At 66.1% G+C, this 19191-nt stretch carries 16 protein-coding genes; 10 read left to right on the top strand and 6 right to left on the bottom strand.

Going from position 1 to position 19191, the window contains the following annotated elements:
* Nucleotides 1–474: 474 nt before the first annotated feature.
* The gene (locus tag ACTZWT_RS07565) at nt 475–2931 is read left to right on the top strand and encodes a putative bifunctional diguanylate cyclase/phosphodiesterase (RefSeq protein ID WP_444769040.1); all 2457 of its coding nucleotides are present in this window, start codon (nt 475–477) and stop codon (nt 2929–2931) included.
* 326 nt (nt 2932–3257) lie between these two features.
* Here the strand turns inward: ACTZWT_RS07565 and ACTZWT_RS07560 are convergent, their stop codons facing one another.
* Entirely contained in the window at nt 3258–3821 is a 564-nt protein-coding gene (locus ACTZWT_RS07560; protein ID WP_444769228.1) for a nitroreductase family protein, read from the bottom strand.
* Between the two features lie 296 nt (nt 3822–4117).
* Between ACTZWT_RS07560 and ACTZWT_RS07555 the strand changes: the two genes are divergently transcribed.
* Nucleotides 4118–4696, top strand: a complete 579-nt coding sequence (locus ACTZWT_RS07555; RefSeq protein ID WP_444769039.1) for a hypothetical protein — start codon at nt 4118–4120, stop codon at nt 4694–4696.
* A gap of 44 nt (nt 4697–4740) precedes the next feature.
* Here ACTZWT_RS07555 and thrS read toward each other — a convergent pair whose 3' ends face one another.
* Entirely contained in the window at nt 4741–6816 is a 2076-nt protein-coding gene (gene thrS, locus ACTZWT_RS07550; protein ID WP_444769038.1) for a threonine--tRNA ligase, read from the bottom strand.
* A gap of 246 nt (nt 6817–7062) precedes the next feature.
* Here thrS and ACTZWT_RS07545 point away from each other — a divergent pair, with 246 nt between their 5' ends.
* The 5 genes from ACTZWT_RS07545 (at nt 7063) to ACTZWT_RS07525 (ending at nt 14782) form a co-directional block, all read left to right on the top strand.
* Nucleotides 7063–7854 carry an FkbM family methyltransferase gene (locus ACTZWT_RS07545; RefSeq protein WP_444769037.1) on the top strand — a complete coding sequence of 264 codons (792 nt, stop codon included), beginning with the start codon at nt 7063–7065 and terminating at the stop codon, nt 7852–7854.
* A gap of 195 nt (nt 7855–8049) precedes the next feature.
* Nucleotides 8050–9267 (top strand): hypothetical protein, encoded by a 1218-nt coding sequence (locus ACTZWT_RS07540; protein ID WP_444769036.1) that lies wholly within the window; start codon nt 8050–8052, stop codon nt 9265–9267.
* Between the two features lie 228 nt (nt 9268–9495).
* Nucleotides 9496–11940: a diguanylate cyclase domain-containing protein gene (locus tag ACTZWT_RS07535; protein WP_444769035.1), complete on the top strand. Its 2445-nt coding sequence runs from the start codon at nt 9496–9498 to the stop codon at nt 11938–11940.
* Between the two features lie 109 nt (nt 11941–12049).
* Nucleotides 12050–13165, top strand: a complete 1116-nt coding sequence (locus ACTZWT_RS07530) for an MFS transporter (protein ID WP_444769227.1) — start codon at nt 12050–12052, stop codon at nt 13163–13165.
* Between the two features lie 168 nt (nt 13166–13333).
* Entirely contained in the window at nt 13334–14782 is a 1449-nt protein-coding gene (locus ACTZWT_RS07525) for a mechanosensitive ion channel domain-containing protein (RefSeq protein ID WP_444769034.1), read from the top strand.
* A 136-nt stretch (nt 14783–14918) separates the two neighbouring features.
* Here the strand turns inward: ACTZWT_RS07525 and ACTZWT_RS07520 are convergent, their stop codons facing one another.
* Nucleotides 14919–15581: an O-methyltransferase gene (locus ACTZWT_RS07520; RefSeq protein WP_444769033.1), complete on the bottom strand. Its 663-nt coding sequence runs from the start codon at nt 15579–15581 to the stop codon at nt 14919–14921.
* An 88-nt stretch (nt 15582–15669) separates the two neighbouring features.
* Between ACTZWT_RS07520 and ACTZWT_RS07515 the strand changes: the two genes are divergently transcribed.
* Together ACTZWT_RS07515 and ACTZWT_RS07510 are read left to right on the top strand one after the other, a co-directional pair.
* A complete protein-coding gene (locus tag ACTZWT_RS07515) occupies nt 15670–16302 on the top strand; it encodes a TetR family transcriptional regulator (RefSeq protein WP_444769032.1) in 633 nt (210 codons plus the stop codon).
* A 7-nt stretch (nt 16303–16309) separates the two neighbouring features.
* Nucleotides 16310–16720 (top strand): DUF3574 domain-containing protein, encoded by a 411-nt coding sequence (locus ACTZWT_RS07510; RefSeq protein WP_444769031.1) that lies wholly within the window; start codon nt 16310–16312, stop codon nt 16718–16720.
* Here ACTZWT_RS07510 and ACTZWT_RS07505 read toward each other — a convergent pair.
* The 3 genes from ACTZWT_RS07505 to ACTZWT_RS07495 all read right to left on the bottom strand — a co-directional run bounded on the left by ACTZWT_RS07505 (nt 16710) and on the right by ACTZWT_RS07495 (nt 17588).
* Nucleotides 16710–16910: a TenA/THI-4 family protein gene (locus tag ACTZWT_RS07505; protein WP_444769030.1), complete on the bottom strand. Its 201-nt coding sequence runs from the start codon at nt 16908–16910 to the stop codon at nt 16710–16712. The two genes, ACTZWT_RS07510 and ACTZWT_RS07505, sit on opposite strands and share 11 nt — an antisense overlap.
* Before the next feature lie 88 nt (nt 16911–16998).
* On the bottom strand, nt 16999–17337 hold the full coding sequence (locus ACTZWT_RS07500) for a transcriptional regulator (protein WP_444769029.1): 339 nt from the start codon (nt 17335–17337) through the stop codon (nt 16999–17001).
* A gap of 41 nt (nt 17338–17378) precedes the next feature.
* Nucleotides 17379–17588, bottom strand: a complete 210-nt coding sequence (locus ACTZWT_RS07495) for a cold-shock protein (RefSeq protein ID WP_011441069.1) — start codon at nt 17586–17588, stop codon at nt 17379–17381.
* A gap of 374 nt (nt 17589–17962) precedes the next feature.
* Here ACTZWT_RS07495 and ACTZWT_RS07490 point away from each other — a divergent pair, with 374 nt between their 5' ends.
* The gene (locus ACTZWT_RS07490; protein ID WP_444769028.1) at nt 17963–19183 is read left to right on the top strand and encodes an alpha/beta hydrolase family protein; all 1221 of its coding nucleotides are present in this window, start codon (nt 17963–17965) and stop codon (nt 19181–19183) included.
* The last annotated feature ends 8 nt before the right edge of the window (nt 19184–19191 follow it).

Genomic DNA, 19191 nt, shown 5'->3' with positions numbered 1-19191 from the left:
GGACGTCCGATCCAAGCCTTGTGCTCGGCGGGTGGCTGCAGACACGCCGCCAACCAGCTTCGGGCTGATCTTGGGCACGCAAATCGAGGCAAACGGTAGTCTCAATCTCAAAAGCACGACGGTCTTATGGGATGCGTCGCGACGTTCATTTGGGGTGAAGTGCAGTCTTATGGGGTGCGCAACAATCTCTCTGTCTGAGCCATCCGTCAGTGTATTGCCTCCGGCTTGCGAATTGCAATTCCTATCGGTCGATCCTGGATCGCATCGCGATCAGGACTAATGAATTGCGATTCGATTTCAGATATCTCGACACATCCGCCAAAGCTAACGAGAACTAACCATCACATGACATAAATCCTTCATAATAAGCGGTTTTTCGGCCAAACGGCGCGGCGTTTACATCGTCTTAATCGGGAACACGTCGAGGTGCGTCGAGTGATTGGCGTGGGGACGCGATACGTGAAGGCCGTCAGAATGAAACGGGAGGTGCTGACCGCTCAGCTCTCCGCAGATCTCGCGATCCTGCAGCGCAAGTGGCACGCCGCGGTACAGGCCGGGCAGTCGCTGCCGAGCTACGAGGAGGTGATGCTCGGCAGTCTCGGCCGGCTCGCCGACCACATGGCGCTGCTTCAACTTGCGGTCGCTGCGCCGGGCGTGTCGCGCACCGGCCGCTACGTTCAGCAATGGCTCGGCGACGAGCGCTGGGACATCCCGCTCGACGCCTTGTCGCCGGATTGTGCGATGGCGCTGGTGCAGGCGGCGTCGAGTGCGCTGCAGAACCAGCGGCCCCATCTTTGCACCGCACATTTCGTCCGCGACGGCATCGTGCAGAAATACGTGCTGCTGGCGCTGCCGACCACCTCGCGCTGGGGCAGCACGCTGGTCGGCGTCTACGTCAACGAGGACGGCTTCCGCTACAATCTGCTCGACGCGATCTTCTCGTCGACCGACGACGGCATCGTCTCGCTCACGGCGATCCGCGGCCCCGACGACCGGCCGTTCGATCTCCAGATCGTCCACCTCAATGACGGCGCCTCGTCGTTGCTGCATCAGCCGGTGACCGCGCTGCAATGGAGCCGGCTGTCGGGCGGGCGGCATTTCCTGTGCGAGCCGGCGGTGATGGCGCGCCTGCTCGCGCTGATCGACACCGGCGGTCAGGACACCATCGCGATCGATACTGACGAGCGCAATCTCAGCCTCGGCGTCACCGCCTTCGGCGACATCGTCTCGGTGACGATCTCCGACATCACCTCGCTGAAGAAGCGCGAGGAATCGTTCCGCCTGCTGTTCGACGGCAACCCCATGCCGATGTGGGTGTTCGACGCGGCGACCACCGAATTCCTCAGTGTCAACGACGCCGCCGTGCAGCATTACGGCTACGACCGCGACGCCTTCCTGGGGATGACGCTGCGCGAGATCTGGCCGCGCGACGAATGGGCGGCGCATAGTCACGCGTTGCTGCAGGTCGGTGACAGCTACCAGTCCGGCGGCAATTGGCGTCACGTCAAGGCCGACGGCACCGAGATCCAGGTGATGACCTTCGGCCGCCGCGTGGTGTTCGACGGCCGGGAAGGCTTCCTCGTCGCCGTGGTCGACGTCACCGAGCGGCGCAAGGCCGAGGCCAAGATCGCCCACATGGCGCATCACGACGGCCTCACCAACCTGCCGAACCGCACGCTGTATCAGGAGCGGCTGCAGCAGGCGCTGGAGCAGGGCCGGGCGAGCGGCGCCAATGTCGGCGTGCTGTGCCTCGATCTCGATCTGTTCAAGAACGTCAACGACTCGTTCGGCCATCCGATGGGCGACCGGCTGCTGCGCTGCGTCGCCGAGCGGCTGAGCGCGCAGGTCGGCGGACAGGATCTGGTGGCGCGGCTCGGCGGCGACGAATTCGCAGTGGTGCTGACGCACGTCACGTCGCCGAACGAGGCCAGCGATTTCGCAGCGCGGCTGATCGAAATCGTCAGCGCGCCTTACGACATGGACGGGCTCGACGTGGTGATCGGCGCCTCGATCGGCATCGCGCTGGCGCCGGGCGACGGCGAGGATTGCGACGCCCTGCTGCGCAATGCCGACATGGCGCTGTACCGCGCCAAGGCGGCCGGCGGCGGCTGCCATCATTTCTTCGAAAAGGAGATGGATCGCCAGGCGCAGCTCCGCCGCGATATGGAGCTCGACATGCGCCACGCCTTCGCGCACGGCGATTTCGAGCTGCACTATCAGCCGCTGATCGACCTCGCCGAGGACCGCATCAGCGGCTTCGAATCGCTGCTGCGCTGGCGCCATCCCGAGCGCGGCATGATCTCGCCGGCCGATTTCATTCCGATCGCCGAGGATATCGGGCTGATCGTCGGCCTCGGCGAATGGGTGCTGCGGCAGGCCTGCCTCGAGGCGGCGCGCTGGTCGGGCGACATCAAGGTCGCGGTCAATCTGTCGCCGGTGCAGTTCCGCAGCCGCAATCTGGTGCAGGTTGTGATCTCGGCGCTGGCGCAATCCGGCCTGTCGCCGTGCCGGCTCGAGCTGGAAATCACCGAATCCCTGTTCCTCGCCGACAGCGAGGCCAATCTCGCGACGCTGCACCAACTCCGCAGCCTCGGCGTCCGGATCTCGATGGACGATTTCGGCACCGGCTATTCGAGCCTGAGCTACTTGCGCAGCTTCCCGTTCGACAAGATCAAGATCGACCGCTCCTTCGTCAAGGATCTCACCGAGCGGCCGGACTGCCTCGCCATCGTCCGCGCCATCGCCGGCCTCGGCCGCAGCCTGAACATCACCACGCTTGCCGAAGGCGTCGAAACGGTCGAGCAGCTCCGCGCGCTGCGCGCCGAAGGCTGCCACGAGGTGCAGGGCTTCCTGTTCAGCCCGGCGCGCCCGGCCGCCGAGATCGGCGCGCTGTTGGCGAAATTCGGAAGGCAGGCGTCGCAGGCGGCGTGAGGCCGCGGGCAGGGCGATGCCGATGAATCCGTGCGGCGCGCTACGCAGCATCCGGGGCACGCAGGATCGATGGTATCAAGATTCGACAGAGCTGCAGCAGATCACGTGAACTAACGACACGTCGCGGCGCGCTCCCTCTCCCGCTTGCGGGAGAGGGCTGGGGTGAGGGCGACGCGAGTCGCAGCGGTGGTGATCATCCACAGTTGATGCGCCCGCTTGCTCGCACGTGAACGTTCGGCCGTGTCGAGGCGCCCCCTCACCCGACCGGCTGCGCTGCGCTCCGCCGGTCGACCTCTCCCCGCGCGCGGGGAGAGGTTCGTAACGCCTCAGAACCGCGTCACGATCTCCGACAGCGCCGGCCGCGGGCGGTCCTCGTTGTCGCGGGTGCGGCTGCCGATGTGGATGAAGCCGGCGAGCTTTTCGCCGTCCTTCAGGCCCAGCCCCGTCAGCACGTCGCGGTCGTAGGCGATCCAGCCCGTGAGCCAGTTGGCGCCGTAGCCGAGCGCGGTGGCGGCGGCGACGATGTTCATGCAGCTCGCGCCCGCGGAGAGTTCCTGCTCCCACGCCGGCACCTTGGGATGCGGCTTCGGCGAACTCACCACCGCGATCACCAGCGGCGCTTCCATCAGCCGGCCGCGCTCGACCGCGATCTCGTCCGGCGTCGCGTCCGCCTTATTGCGCGCGAACGCCTGCGCGATCACCTCGCCGGCGCGCGCCCGCGCCTCGCCTTCGAACACGATGAAGCGCCACGGCGCGATCTTGCCGTGATCCGGCACCCGCGCGCCGATGGTGAGGATGGTCTCCAGCTCCTCGGCAGAGGGGCCGGGCCCGGTCATCTCGCGCGGCTTCACCGAGCGGCGGGTCTTGAAGAATTCGATCGGGTCGGAAATGGCTGCTCTCCATCTGCTCCAGCGCCGCCCGCAGCAGCGATCCGCGGGCGCACGCTTCGTGCCGGCAATCTATCGCATCTCGGCGCAAGGTTCGATCAGAACCATACCAATCCGGCGCGCGCGACCGTCCCGCTTCGCCATAGGAAAAGCTTGCCGCCACCGGCAATTGTCGCCGCGGTGCCGGCCAAGAAGGCCACGCGATCGTGTTGATCGGACAAGGCTTCTTCGTGGCGCGACGTTTGCAGCCCATTTCCCGGACGAACTTGTTCCGGACGAACTTGCGATGGGGCGCCACCATGAACATCACCGACCGACACGGCCATGTGCTGACGCCGTACATGCATGTGACGAAGGCGGACTCGGACAAGTCGACCGGCAAGAACGGCCTCAGCTTCGAAGGCGACGTGTACAGCTTCGCCGATCTGATGAAGGCGCATCCGGAGGCGGTCCGGAAGGCGACGTCCGCCGAAGTCGATGACATCGCCCGGGTCTGGCTGCAGCAGCAGGAGACGGCGCCGCGCGGCCGCTCCGACAACGAGCCGGACGACGTCTACGCCACCGTCAAGGTCGGCAATCAGGTGGTGGCGACGCTGTACAATGGCGGCATCGCGGAGATGAGCGGCGCCGCCGCATCCGCCGTCAGCGGTCTCGACGAGCCGTCGCTGGTCGGCCCGGCGCTGGCGCAATGGCGGGCGGAGACCTACGCCAGGCTGCTCGGCGGCAAGGTCGAGATCGCCGACACCGCCAAGACGCAAAGCGAATGGACGCCGCGCTCCGGCACCGCGCCGCAATACAGCCGCGCCGAACTCGACGCCGCCATCGCCGCGATGCAGAAGGCCGTCGCGCAGTCGGCCACGGTCGACCGCAACGCTTGAAGCCGCTCGCGCAGGCGAGGCGGCCTGAGGCCGCCGCGCGGCGATTACGCCGCCTGCGCGCGCATCCTTCGCACGTCCGGCGGGGTCGCTTCCTCCACCAGCGCGGCGAGCGCCTCGGCGGTCGGCATCACGGTCTGGCCGTCGCTGCCGAGCCGTCGCACCGAGACCGAATGCGTCTCGGCCTCCTTCTTGCCGACGACCAGCAGGGCCGGGACCTTGGCCAGCGAATGCTCGCGCACCTTCAGGTTGATCTTCTCGTTGCGCAGATCGATGTCGACGCGCAGGCCCGCGCGCCGCGCCGCGGCGACGACCTGCTTGGCGTATTCGTCGCCTTCCGAGGTAATCGTCGCGACGACGAGCTGCACCGGCGCCAGCCACAGCGGGAAGTTGCCGGCGAAATGCTCGATCAGGATGCCGATGAAGCGCTCCATCGAGCCGCAGATCGCGCGATGCACCATCACCGGCGCCTTCTTGGCGCCGTCGGCGTCGATGTAGAACGCGCCGAAGCGCTCCGGCAGGTTGAAGTCGACCTGCGTGGTGCCGCATTGCCAGTCGCGGCCGATCGCGTCGCGCAGCACGTATTCGAATTTCGGCCCGTAGAACGCGCCTTCGCCCGGGTTGATCTCGGTCTTGATGCGGTTGCCGCCGCTGGCCTTGATCTCGGACAGCACCGTGGCCATCACCCGCTCGGCGTGATCCCACATCTCGTCGGTGCCGACGCGCTTGTCGGGTCGGGTCGAGAGCTTCACGGTGAGTTCGCCGTCGAAGCCGAAATCCGCGTAGGTCGACAGGATCAGATCGTTGATCTTCATGCATTCGTCGGCGAGCTGCGCCTCGGTGCAGAACACATGCGCGTCGTCCTGGGTGAAGCCGCGCACCCGCATCAGCCCGTGCATCGCGCCCGACGGCTCGTAGCGATGCACGATGCCGAACTCGGCCATCCGCAGCGGCAGGTCGCGATAGCTCTTCAGCCCGTGCTTGAAGATCTGGACGTGGCCCGGGCAGTTCATCGGCTTCAGCGCGAACCAGCGCTTGTCCTCGGCGTCCTCGCCGGCGGACTGCGCCGCGAACATGTTCTCGCGATACCAGTCCCAGTGGCCGGAGGTCTCCCACAGCACCTTGTCGAGGATCTGCGGCGCGTTGACCTCGTCGTAGTCGCCGGCGAGCCGGCGGCGCATGTAGCCCACCAGCGACTGGAAGATGCTCCAGCCCTTGGCGTGCCAGAACACCACGCCGGGGCCTTCCTCCTGGAAGTGGAACAGGTCGAGCTCGCGGCCGAGCTTGCGGTGGTCGCGCTTCTCGGCTTCCTCGATCTGCTTCAGATACGCGTCGAGGTCCTCCTGCTTGGCAAACGCGGTGCCGTAGATTCGCGTCAGCATCGGATTGTTGGAATCACCGCGCCAATACGCGCCGGCGACCTTCATCAGCTTGAAGGCGGTGCCGATCTTGCCGGTCGAGGTCATATGCGGGCCGCGGCACAGATCGAACCAGTCGCCCTGCTTGTAGATCTTGATGGTCTGGTCTTCGGGGATCGCGTCCACCAGCTCGACCTTGAACATCTCGCCATTGTCGGCGAACACCTTCTTGGTCTCGTCGCGGCTCCAGATTTCCTTGGTGAAGGGTTTGTCGCGCGCAATGATCTCGCGCATCTTCTTCTCGATCGCGCCGAAGTCCTCGGGCGTGAACGGCTCGTTGCGGAAGAAGTCGTAGTAGAACCCGTTCTCGATGGTCGGGCCGATCGTCACCTGCGTGCCCGGCCACAGCGCCTGCACGGCTTCGGCCAGCACATGCGCGCAGTCGTGGCGGATCAGTTCGAGCGCACGGGCGTCGTCGCGGGCGACGAAATCGATACTGGCATTGTCTTCGATGCCGTCGGCGAGGTCGGTGAGCACGCCGTTCAGCGCCATCGCCACGGTGCGCTTGGCCAGCGACGGCGAGATCCCCTTGGCGATCTCCAGCCCGGTGGTGCCGCGCGGATAATCGCGGGTCTTGCCGTCCGGGAAGGTCACGGTGATCTGCCCGGCATTCACCGCCGGCTTGAGGTTCGAGAGGGTGAACTGGAAGCCGGAGGCGGCGGCCTTGTCGGAAGCGGCCTTGTCGGCGGGGGTCTTGTCGGTCATGTCGTTCTCCTGTGGCTCACTCCTGCACACGAGCGCAGGTAAGCGGGTGACAGTGGATATCGCTGCCGCTGCGGCGGCGCAACTGCGATGACCAGCGGGGTTGTGGCGGCCGGAATTCGCAGCTTCACAATTCGCAGCTATGTTCCCGCACCATTCCCCGGAAATGGATGGCCTTGGGGAGGGGACGGCCGCCATGCCCGGCCATTGCCGCGGGCGGTTAACGATACTCAGAGGGGCTTTTCGACGATGATACACAGCCGTGTCCTGCGAGGGCTTCGCAGCTTCTCGAGAGCAGGGGAGCTTTTCCGCTGCATCGAACACACCCCGCAATGGGACGATGTGATTCAGGGATATATTGGACTGAAGCGACTCAATTGGCCGTACGAATTTCATCTCCGGAACGGGCATACGATCGAGCTCGACGACTGGAACGACCTCACGACCGTCTGGGCTGTGTTGTTCGGCGATGAATACCGCGTCGGTGGGGACGATGAGATCGTCGTCGATCTCGGCGCCAACATCGGCGCCTTCACGGTGATGGCCGCAGCCGCCGCGCCCCGTGCGACCATTTTTGCGGTCGAGCCGTTCCCGGCGAATTTCAGCCGGTTGGAAGCCTGCGTCGCCCGCAATTCGCTTCAGGATCGGGTGCGGTGTCGGCAGGCCGCGATCACCGGACAGGACGGCACGGTGACGATGGACGGTGCGCCGGACATTCCGAGCCATTCCCGCATGATCACGTCGACCGACAAAGCCTCCTCTCCCGTCGTCATGCAGGGCATCTCCCTGCAAACCTTGTTCGAGCAGGAGCGCCTGACCCACATCGACTACCTGAAGATGGACATCGAGGGCGCCGAGTTCGACGTGATCGAACACGCCCCGGTTGCCACGCTCCGGCAAGCCAAAGTGATCGGGCTGGAGGTGCACGGCGCGCCGTCGGGATTCGGCGTGCTGTGGGAAAAATTGAAGACCGCTGGATTTGTCGAGCGGCGCCTCGCGCGACGCCCGTTCTGGATGACGGTCGAATTCGAGCGGCTTTGAGCTCCGCCCAAGGGGCATGCCGCGCGGCCTGCCTGCGCTGGTGCAGGCGGGGTGACGCGGGATAGAGCGGGATCGTTGTTTGCGCGATCGGGACGGACCGGACGCGGCGCGCAGCGCTGTCACACGCCGTTGCTATGCAGATCGCGATTTGCTTGTTGATCGATTGCCGCCGGTATGAATTTCCGCGCCGTCACCTTGTCCATGCTCGTTCTGTGCGCCGCCGCCGCCGTCGCGCCGTCGCATGCGCAACCGCCGCCGCCGGGGAGCGGGTATTCGCCGACGCTGCTGATCTATTCGGCCAGGGGCGCGTCCGATTCCTGCGGCAAAGGCTGCGACCGCTGGATCGCGATCGAGGGCAGAGTCGACAATGCCGCTGCCGCGCGGGTCGAGCAGTTCCTGGCGGCGCTGGGGGACAGCCGGCGCCCGGTGTACTTCCATTCTCCCGGCGGCGAGGGCAGTCAGGCCTTCGCCATTGCGCGGTTGCTGCGCGCCCGCAATCTGACGGCGCGGATCGGGCGGACCGTGGTCGACGCCTGTCCCGGGGGCCAGACCGACGATGCCTGCGTCATGATCAAGAGCGCGGGCCACGAGCGCCGCGCCCACATCGCTTTCGCCGGCGCGATGTGCAATTCGGCTTGCGGCCTGATGTTCTTCGGCGCGACCACGCGTGAGGTTGGGCCCGGCGTCGTGTTCGGCGTCCACAATGCGAAGATCGTGCTCGATTTCAAGCAGTTCGTGTCCGAGCGGCAGCGTGACGAGGCGATGGCGAAGGCGCGGGCCAAATCGGATCGCGACCTGAAGGCGTTCATCGCCGAGATGGGCATCGGCCCCGATCTGTTCGACCTGATCGAAACCGTCAGTTACGAGAACAAGCGTCTTCTGACGCGGGACGAACTGCATCGCTTTCGCATCGATCCGCGAAGCTTCGGCGAAACGCCCTGGACGGTCGAGACCGGCGACCGTCCGTTCGTCCGTAAGGCAGCGTTCGCCCGGCACGGCGGCCGGTTCGTCGATCTGGAATGGCGGCTGACCTGCGCCCCGAAGAATCACGCGGCGCTGCTGTACGGCCGCGACATCGGCGCCGGCGCCGGCGCGGTCGCGGTGGCGATGTCCTCGGGAACGTGGACGCCGGCACGGTTCATCCGGCTCCCGCGCAGCGACCGTTTCGAGGTGTGGGGCGCAGCCATTCCCGCAGCGGACTTAGCGAAGCTGTTCGCCGCGCCGTCGCTGCAGGTCGGCGAAGTCACGCCGCTGGCGGACGGCGGCACCTCGCAGAACAGCTTCGAGATCGGCACCGGCGGCCTCGAGACAGCATGGCGCAAGGTTGAACCGGCCTGCACGCGGATGCCGCCGCCGGGCCAGCGCAGGCCGATGCCGCCGCCGTTTCACCGGCCCGGCCCCGGGCAGGGGTAGGCCATCTGAGCGGCGCCGCCTGCGACCGGGACGCCGGCGTCTCTGGCAACGGAACGATTCTGATCTGCGGCCGTTACTCCAAGCCACTGGTAGGTCCATCTTCCGGGCGTGCAGTTCCTCCCCGGGGTGCATTGGCAAATCTCGCCGATCCCAAGCGATGGGCGTGGCATTCCAATCGTGGCTGATACTCGCCGCCTTTCCCGGGCCCGCACCGAAGAAACGATCAGCATGGCGAGTGATATTGTGCAATCAGATCTGGACTATTCGATTTGCGACCGAGAGCCGATCCATATCCCCGGCGCAATCCAGCCGCACGGCGCCTTGCTCGCTGCGCGGATCGACAATTCGCGGGTCACGCATGCCAGCGCCAATCTCGACGAGATGCTCGGCATTTCCGCCGGCGCTGCGCTGGGACGAACGCTTCAGCAATCGATCGGGGCCCTCGCCAGTTCCGCGATCCTGGACGCGCTATCCCGCGAACACAGCACGCTGTATCAGATGTCCGGCTGGTACGGCAAAGACCTGCATCTGACCGCGTACCGGGTCGGCCCGCAGCTTTGCATCGATATTGAACCTGTTTCGCCGAGTGTTGCGCCGATCTCGCCGGTTCACCGGGTCCGGGCCGTGCTGGACGCTTTCAGGTCTGCCGAGGGGCAGCGAGAACTCTGTGCGCTGGCGGTGCGCAGCCTCAGGGAGATCAGCGGCTACGACCGGGTGATGGCGTATCGCTTCGACAGGGACGGGCATGGCGAGGTGATCGCCGAGGCGCGTCATTCCGATCTGGATCCATATCTGGGGCTTCACTATCCCGCATCGGACATTCCGCCTCAGGCAAGGCAGCTGTATTTGCGCCAGCGCGTCGGCGCCATCGTCGATTCCCGCTATCGGCCGGTGCCGCTGCTCACCGGACAGACGCTCGAGCACGAGGCGCCGCTCGATCTGACCTGCAGCACCTTGCGCAGCGTCTCGCCCTACCATCTGGCCTACATGCAGAACATGCATACTGCGGCGAGCTTGACGATCGGCCTGGCGGATGGGGCGGAGCTGTGGGGCATGCTGGTGTGCCACCACCGCACGCCGCGGAATCCGGGCCCGGAACTGCGCGCGTCCGCCGACATTCTGGGACAGTTCGTTTCGACATTGCTGGGTCCTCTGGGCGAGGCCGAGGCCGCAAAGAAAAGAGCCGAGCGCAGCGCCACCATGACGCGGCTCGCCGAGCAGTTCGCGTTCGCGCCGACGATGCTCGAGGCATTCGCCGCGGTGGAATCCGAGTTGCTCGATCTGGTCGATGCCGCGGGCGCCATCATCAGTTTCGCCGGGACGGTTCGCCGCATCGGACGGACGCCGCCGCGCCGCCAGGCCGAGCGGGCCCTCGCGCTGCTGCGTGGCGAAACCGCCGGCAGATTGCTGGCCTGCGACGACCTCGGCTTGCGCCATCCCGAACTGTCCGAATGCAAGCGGGAGGGCAGTGGCGCGATGCTGCTGCCGCTGCCGGCAGGCGCCGGCGACGCGATCCTGTGGTTCCGTCCGGAGCAGTCCCGCACCACGCGGTGGGGCGGCGACCCGACCGCAGCCGCCGTCGCCGACGCGGCCACCGGAGTCATTTCGCCGCGCACATCCTTCGCCGTCTGGACCCAGACCGTCAGCGGCTATTCCGCCCCCTGGCAGGAAGGCGATATCGCGCTCGCGCACGAATTCCGTGAACTGATCGAAGGCGAGGTGGCCCGGCGAACGAAGGTCGAACTCGCACAGCTCCGTCTGGCGCGTGAAAAGGAGCAGATTGTCCAGGCGGCACGGCTCAAGGTCGCACTCGAGAATCTGGGCGACGGAGTCGCGATGTTCGACGCCAATAGTCGGCTGGTGATGTGCAACAATCTGTACGCGCGGCTGTATCGCTTGCCTGCTGAACTGCAGCAGGTCGGCACGAATATCCAGGACATCGTCGGATTCTGCATCGAAAACGGCGTCGTCGCCGGCGACACCGCAAGTCAGGAGGAATGGCTGAAGCTCTACGCCCTGGCGACCGACGCCGCCTCCAGCCGAGTCCAGAAGCTGTCCGACGGGCGGCTCATCAATCTGACCCGACAGCCTCTGCCGGAAGGCGGCTGGGTCAGCACGCATGAGGATATCACCGAGCAGCAACGCCGCGAGGCCGAGATTCTCTATCTCGCGCATCACGACCTTCTGACCGGGCTGGCCAATCGTGCGGCTTTCGATGAAACGATCGAGAGCGCTCTGGCGCGTCTTGAGCGGAACGGCGAGCCGTTCACATTGTTGATGCTCGATCTCGACAGGTTCAAGCAGGTCAACGACACGCTCGGGCATCCTGCGGGAGACCAGTTGCTTCGGGAAGCTGCGCAACGGCTCAAATCCTCCGTCCGCAAGACCGATGTCCTCGCCCGCCTGGGCGGCGACGAGTTTGCGATCATTCAGTTCAGCTCGAAGGACCGGTTCAAAGCGGCGAAAGGTCTGGCCGAGCGAATCGTCGGGCTGATCTCGCAACCGTTCGATCTCGATGGGTCCGAGGTTTCGGTCGGAGTCAGCATCGGCATTGCGCTGGTGCCGGATTCGCCGACGGATGCCGCGGCCATGCTCAAGATGGCCGATGTTGCGCTCTATGCCGTCAAGTCCGGGGGCCGGAATGGATACCGGTTCTTCGAGCCGAGCGCATGATAACCGCGTCGCCACGCCCGCCGGGTCCGGTCGTGAAATGTTAATGCACCTGCATTGAAACCCTGATAGACCTTTGCGGGTGTCCCGCAGTTTTGCTCCCTCCGCCCTGATGCTCGGCAATTTCGTCACCGGAACCTCGGTTCTGGCGCCGGCCGGCATGCTCGGTGAATTGTCCGACGGCCTCGGCGTCACCGTCCGCGACGCCGGGCTGCTGATCACCTTCGGCGCGGTGGTGCTGTGCATCGGCTCGCCGCTGTCGGCGTGGCTGACCAGCCGGATCGACCGCCGGGTGCTGCTGACGGCGACGCTGCTGGTGCTCGCGCTCGGCAATCTGGCTTCGGCCTTCGCGCCGAACTACGCGGTGCTGCTGCTGCTGCGAGTCGCGATGCTCGCGGTCGGCGCGCTGTACACGCCGCAGGCCGCCGGGGCGGTGGCGCTGATCGTGTCGCCGCAAAAGCGCGGCGGCACCATGGCCTATGTGTTTCTCGGCTGGTCCCTGGCGGTGGCGCTCGGCGTCCCGATGATCGCCTTCATCGCCGGCCATTTCGGCTGGCGCGAGGCCTACGGCCTGATCGGCGCGATCGGCGTGGTGTCGTTCGCGCTGCTGTGGGCGCGGCTGCCGGGCGGGCTGCGCGCGGCGCCGGTCGATCTGCGCACCTGGGCCGCGGTCGGACGCAACCGCCGGGTTCTCAAGCTGCTCGGCGTGTCGTCGCTGCAGACCTCCGGGCAGTTCGTGGTGTTCACCTATTTCGGTCCGCTGCTGACCGGGCTCACCGGCGCCGGCGCCGCCGAGATCGGCCTGGTGTTCGCGCTCTACGGCGTGTTCGGCTTCGCCGGCAGCGTGATCGCCAGCCGGATCGTCGACCGCTGGGGGGCCTACAACACCTCGGCGCTGTTCACCGCCTTCATGCTCGCGGGCATCGCCGGCTGGACCTTCGGTGCCGGCCATTTCGCCGTGATGGCCGCGTCGGTGGCGATCTGGGGCCTCGGCTTTGCCGCCGCGAATTCGATGCAGCAGGTGCGCCTGCTCACCGCCGATCCGGCGCTCGCGGGCGTCACCGTGTCGCTCAACACGTCGGTGCTGTATGTCGGCCAGGCGATCGGCTCGGCGATCGGCGGGGCGCTGTTCGCGGCCGGCCTGCTGCACGTCAACGGCTACGTCTCGACCGCGGTGATGTGCTGCGCGCTGCTCGCGGTGCTGTTCGCGACGCGGGAGAAGCAGTAGAGCCTGATTCTGTGGCCGCACTTGGCGGGAACTTCGCGGGAACAATGTGTTGCGGCGCCCGTTGGCTGCGGAACCGCCGGCCGTACCGGCTGGCCGGGTGCGGGGTCCGCGCGCCCGATGACGGCGCGTCTCCGTGACGCGCGCCCCCGATTTCACACAGGAGCAGGTATGGATTGTTCGCTCTCGCGCCGTCGACTCGGCTCTGGCGTGCGCGGCGCCGGCCGGCACGGGCGGATCTTCGGCATCGCGCAGAGGGTGGCGCTGATCGCCGTCTGGCTTGTGGCCTGTGCCACGCTGGCGTCCGCCCAGACCCCGCCGGCCGGTTTGGGCGAGCAGGCCGACACCGCGGTTTCGAAGCCGGTCGAGGTCGATCCCACCGCCGACGATCAGGCGATCGCCGGCCGCATCCAGCGCATCCTGCGATCGACCAACTGGTTTCGGAATCCCGCCGTTTCGGTGCGGGACGGCGTGGTGTTTCTCGAAGGCGGGACCGATACCCAGGACCATCGGCGCTGGGCCGGCACCCTCGCCCAGAACACCGAGGGGACCGTCGCGGTGGTCAATCGCATCGAGGTCGATGCGAATCTCGGCTCGACCTTCGGTCTCGCCGGAAACGAGTTCGTCACCATCTATCGGCACGCGGTTCAGGCCTGGCCCTGGTTGCTGCTGGCCGCCGTCATCCTGCTGGTGACGTGGGGCCTGGCGCGTCTCGTTGGACTGTTTGCGCGGATGTTCTTCGCCCGACGCGTGCCGTCGTCGCTGCTCCAGTCCGTGGTCGTTGCGGCGTTTTCGATCCCGATATATCTGCTCGGCATCTACTTCGTCCTCCAGGTCGCCGGGCTGACGCGCCTCGCACTCACCGTGCTCGGCGGCACCGGGCTGATCGGCATCATCGTCGGCTTCGCCTTCCGGGACATCGCCGAGAATTTCCTCGCCAGCATTCTGCTCAGCGTCCGCAATCCGTTCAGTACCGGCGATCTGATCGAGGTCGCCGGCAACACCGGCATCGTCCAGAACCTGAACGTGCGCACCACCGTGCTGCTCACGCTCGCCGGCAACTACGTGCAGATTCCCAACGCCATCGTCTTCAAGAGCACGATCGTCAATTTCAGCAGCACGGCGAGCCGGCGCGCGACCTTCGCGGTCGGGATCGGCTATGATTCGCCCACCACCAAGGCGCAGGCGCTGATCGCGGGGGTGCTGGCGCAGCATCCCGCCGTGCTCGACACGCCGGAGCCGCTGGTGCTGGTCGAAGAGCTCGGCGAGGCGAGCGTCAATCTTCGGATCTACTACTGGTTCGCCAGCGCCACCTATTCCCCGGCCAAGATCAATTCGGCGCTGCTGCGGCTCACCAAGGAGGCGCTGCAGAAGGGCGGGATCGAGCTTCCCGATCCGGCGCGCGAAGTGGTGTTTCCGAAAGGCATACCGATCCTCCGTCGGGACGCGGCGAGCGCGCCGGCAGCGCAGCCCGAGGGGAGCGACGGCGAGGCCGAGGCCGAACAGGAACGCAGGCCGGTCAGCTACGGCGAGGGCAATCTGAGCAATGAAACCAGGGAAGTCTCCGAGCAATCCGACGGCAAGGCGCCGGAGTCCTCGGAGAACCTGCTGAAGAAGTGATCGACGCGCCACCGCGGCCGGCTCCCGCATGCGGCGCGCGCCGATCGCGAGGATCGTCGAGCGCGTTGGTTGACGTCAACGCTTTACGGCCAGTGGATCTGGCAAAGGCGGCCCGCGGCGTGCGGGCCGATCGTCGTCAGCCGAGCCGCATCGACAACTCGACCTCGTCGCCGAACGGCACCGACAGATAGCCGTGCGCCGGCGAGCGCACGCGCGCCAGATAATCCGGCGCGTAGTCGGCGTTGTCGGCAACGATCAGCGCGCCGGGTGCCAGGCGCGGCTCGAGCAAAGCGAGGATCTCCGGATACAGCGCCTTGGCGCCGTCGAGCAGCACCAGGTCGATCCGCTCCGGCAGATCGGCGCGCAGCGTCCGCAACGCATCGCCTTCGCGGAATTCGACCAGATCGGCGAGCCCGCCGGCGGCCAGGTTGGCCTTGGCGCGCACCAGCTTCGACGGCTCGAACTCGGTGGTGATCAGCCGGCCGCCGCCATTGTCGCGCAGCGCGGCAGCCAGATGCAGCGTGGAGATGCCGAAAGACGTGCCGAATTCGACGATCGTGGCTGCGCGGCGGCTGCGCGCCAGCATGTAGAGCAGCGCGCCGGTCTCGCGCGAGACGGCGAGCGGCAGATCCTTCATCCGTCCGTAGAAGGCGAGGTAGTCGGTCTTGCTCCGCATCAGCCGGTCATGATCTGCGACCAGATCGGCGAAGGCGGGGTCGCCGGCCGGCGAGCGCACATTGGCATCATCGAACAGCTCGGCCAAAAGCGGGGCGAGCGGGGCGGTGGTGAGGGTGGTCATTGCAAACTCCGGGACGTCAGCGCGATATTGCGCTCTTCGAAAATACGAATAATTATTCGCGTTTCTATTCGCATTCCCCGAGGCGACGATGGCTGACCGACCAAGTGGCTCGATTTCCACGCGAAAGCAGCCGCAACAGGCGCGTTCGACGGAGCTGGTCGCTGCCATTCTGGAGGCTGCTGTTCAGGTTTTGGCGAAGCAGGGAGCGCAGCGCTTCACCACCGCGCGGGTGGCCGACAAGGCCGGCGTCAGCGTCGGCTCGCTGTATCAGTACTTCCCGAACAAGGCCGCGATCCTGTTTCGGCTGCAGAGCGACGAGTGGCGGCAGACCGCGCAGATGCTGCGTGACATCCTCGAGGACCGCCGCGATCCGCCGCCGAAACGGCTGCGCCGGCTGGTGCTTGCTTTCATCCGATCCGAATGCGACGAGGCGGAGGTTCGCGGCGCGCTGGACGACGCCGCGCCGCTGTATCGCGACGCGCCAGAGGCCCGCGCGGCCCGGGCCGCGATGGACGGCACCATGGCGGCCTTCATGCGCGAGGCGGCGCCGCGCAGTTCCGAGGCCATTCGCGTGCGCGCGGCGGAGCTGATCACCGGCACGCTCTCCGCCGTCGGCAAGGATTTCTCCAGCCGCCCGCGCGGCGCGGACGAGATCGCCGGCTATGCCGATGCGGTGGCCGATATGTTATGCGCTTATCTGAAGACGCTGCGGCGAGGGTGAGATCGAGATGATGCGCTTGCTGATCGCCTGCAGTCTCGCGACGACGCTGGCCGGCTGCGCCGCGCTGCCGGCGCCGGCGTGTCTGCCGCCGTCGCGGCCGATGCTGAGCGCCGAACTCGCCTTCGGCCGCAACATCGGCGACCGGCCGGGCGTCAGCGACGCCGACTTCAGGAGGTTCGCCGCCGAGGAGATCACGCCGCGATTTCCGGACGGCTTCACCGTGGTCGACGGCGCCGGGCAATGGCGCGACACAGGGCGCAGCCGCATCGTCCGGGAAAAGTCCAAGCTGGTGACGATCGTGTTCGCTGATGATGCGGGCCGGCGCGCGGCGCTCGGCGAGATCGCCGAAGCCTACAAGCGGCGCTTCAGGCAGCAGGCGGTGATGGTGGCGGTGCGGCCGAGCTGCGTCAGCTTCTGACCGCCGCGGAGCGGCCGCGTTCGGTGATCTGGTAGAACGCCGATTTGGACTCCAGCGGGGGCGAGCGCTTCAGCCAGCCCAGCACCACCAGGTCTTCGTATCGGTGCTGTTCGCGCGGGTTGAACACCTGCTTGCGTCCGCCGGCGTCGCGGATTTCGCGGATCAGTTTGAAGTCGTCAGGCACGGCCATTCTCAACTCCAGACGGATACAGCTCCAGACGGACACCAACCCGGAAGAACAGCTTCGGACCGAGGCCCGGACAGCCGTCGCCGTGCGGTCAGGCCTTCTTGCGCGATTTCTTCTTGGCGGGGGGAGCGTTCTCCGCAGCGGTCTGGGCGTCGCTCTCGGCCTTGGCTTCCTTGGCGAGCCGCAGCGCCCGCAGCCGCTCCATGTTCTTGCGCACATTGACCGCTTCGGTCTGGAACTGGGCCATGGTGCGCGCGCCTTCTTCGCTGGCGAGCTGCTTCTTGCGGGCCCGGTCGAGGCTCGCGGGGGATCGTTCGCTGTCGCTTTTGCCGACCATGTCGAGATCCTCGCTTGTAGACGCCGCGCCTTCAGGGAACACACCTGCAGACATGGCGACGCCCGCCCAATCGCAGAGGATCGAGCGGGTCACACCTACCGTTTCAGTACATCCGTGAAACGGAGCGAGCTGGATCAGACCAGCTCGAGATTTTCCGCGCTCGTCTTACCGCGCATCTTGTCGGTCTTGAGCTCGAAATTCACCTTCTGACCTTCGGCGAGGCCCGAAAGCCCAGCGCGCTCAACGGCGCTGATGTGAACGAACACATCGTTGCCACCGTCGTTCGGCGCGATAAAGCCGAAGCCCTTTTGTCCATTGAACCACTTCACGGTCCCTGTCGGCATATTGTCTTCTCCAAAGAATATAGACGCATGACGATCACACGTCGTCGTTCAACTAATCGATGTCTTTGGGAAGGAGCCCGCAGGCGCGTTCAGAAAGTCACAGCGGCTAATCGAATTGAAGGACCTTAACCGAAACAGCCGGCAAACACAAGCGTCGTATCTGTCGCGGCTTTGGTGGCGAAGGAGCGCTCACAATGCGTTCGCAATGCGGCGGACGATGTCGTCTTGCCGCATTGCGATGATTCGCGCTCGGGCGTCGTGCGAGTGAGCAAGTTCCAAGTCCGCGTCGACGGAACTCAATCTTTACCGGCGGCTGCTACACGCATGCGCTCAACGCGAACGTCTCGGCGGCAAATTCTCGGCGGCAGATAATGATGATGATGATGACACGCCTGGTCCGGATCGCATTGGTGCTGGCTGGCGCAGCGCTCGCATGGTCGCCCGCCGCCGCGCAGCCTTCGCGCGAAAACGTGCAGGTCAGCTCCGGCGTCTCCTATCAGTATCTCGATCGCTGGGACGTCGATCGCCTCAACAACATTCTCACCACCGACACACCGAAATTCGCCGGCATTCCGGTCAGCTACACGCCCGCCACCAACGCCGTGAAACTATATCGCGTGACCTATGCGTCGGTGGTGCCCGAGCGCGGCAACAGGCCGATCACCGCCACCGGCCTGATCGCGATTCCGGACACCGCCGCCACGTCGTTTCCGATGGTGTCGTATCAGCACGGCACCGTGTACGGAAAGCAGGAGGTGCCGTCGTTCCCGGAGCAGTCGCCCGAGACCCAATTGATGATCGCGCAATTCGCCGGGCAGGGCAGAATCGTGATCGGCGCCGATTATTTCGGCATGGGCGCCTCCACCGAACCGGAAGGCTACATGGTCAAGCAGAGCCATCAGCAGGCGACCGCCGACATGTTGCTCGCGTCTCGCGCCGTGCTGGCGCAGATGAAACTGAGTGCGCCGAAACTGTATCTCGCCGGCTGGTCGCAGGGCGGCTTCGTCGCCATGGCGCTGCTCGAGAAGCTGGAGAGCGACGGCGTGCCGGTCGCGGCCGCCGCAACCGCGAGCGCGCCGGTCGATATTTCCGTGGCGCTGAGCGGCTTCCTGGATCTCCCGCGCAGTAACGACGCGAGCTGGGTGACGACGCTGTTCATCCTGTCGTCGTTCTCGTTCGAGAATTACTACGGCATTCCCGGCCTGGCGCGGGCGCTGATCACCGAGGAGGCCTACGAGATTTCCCGCAAGGCCTATGAGCGAAAGCCCTACGACGCCGCCGACATCCCGACCGATTTGCGCAAGCTGATCCGCCCCGATTACTTCGACTCGCAGTATTTCGCCGCGTCCGCCTATGGCCGGCTGGTCGCGGCCACCAATGCCTATCGCTGGGTGATCCGGACCCCGGTGCGCAATTACTACGGCGAGAGCGACGAGGTGATCAGCGTCGGCCTCGGCCGGATGGCGATGACCTATCAGCGCGCGATCGGCAGCGGCAATCCGCAGGTCGAGGCGGTCTCCACCGGCCCGACGACACATCGCGGCACATTCGCGACCGCCGTGCCGCAATGGAAGGCGTGGTTCGACGGCAAGTAACAGCCGGC

Origin of the sequence: Rhodopseudomonas sp. NSM (assembly GCF_052445935.1) — a bacterium.
GTDB lineage: Bacteria > Pseudomonadota > Alphaproteobacteria > Rhizobiales > Xanthobacteraceae > Rhodopseudomonas.
Note: the sequence above shows the minus strand (reverse complement) of the source record. Positions and strands in the feature narration are given on the sequence as shown.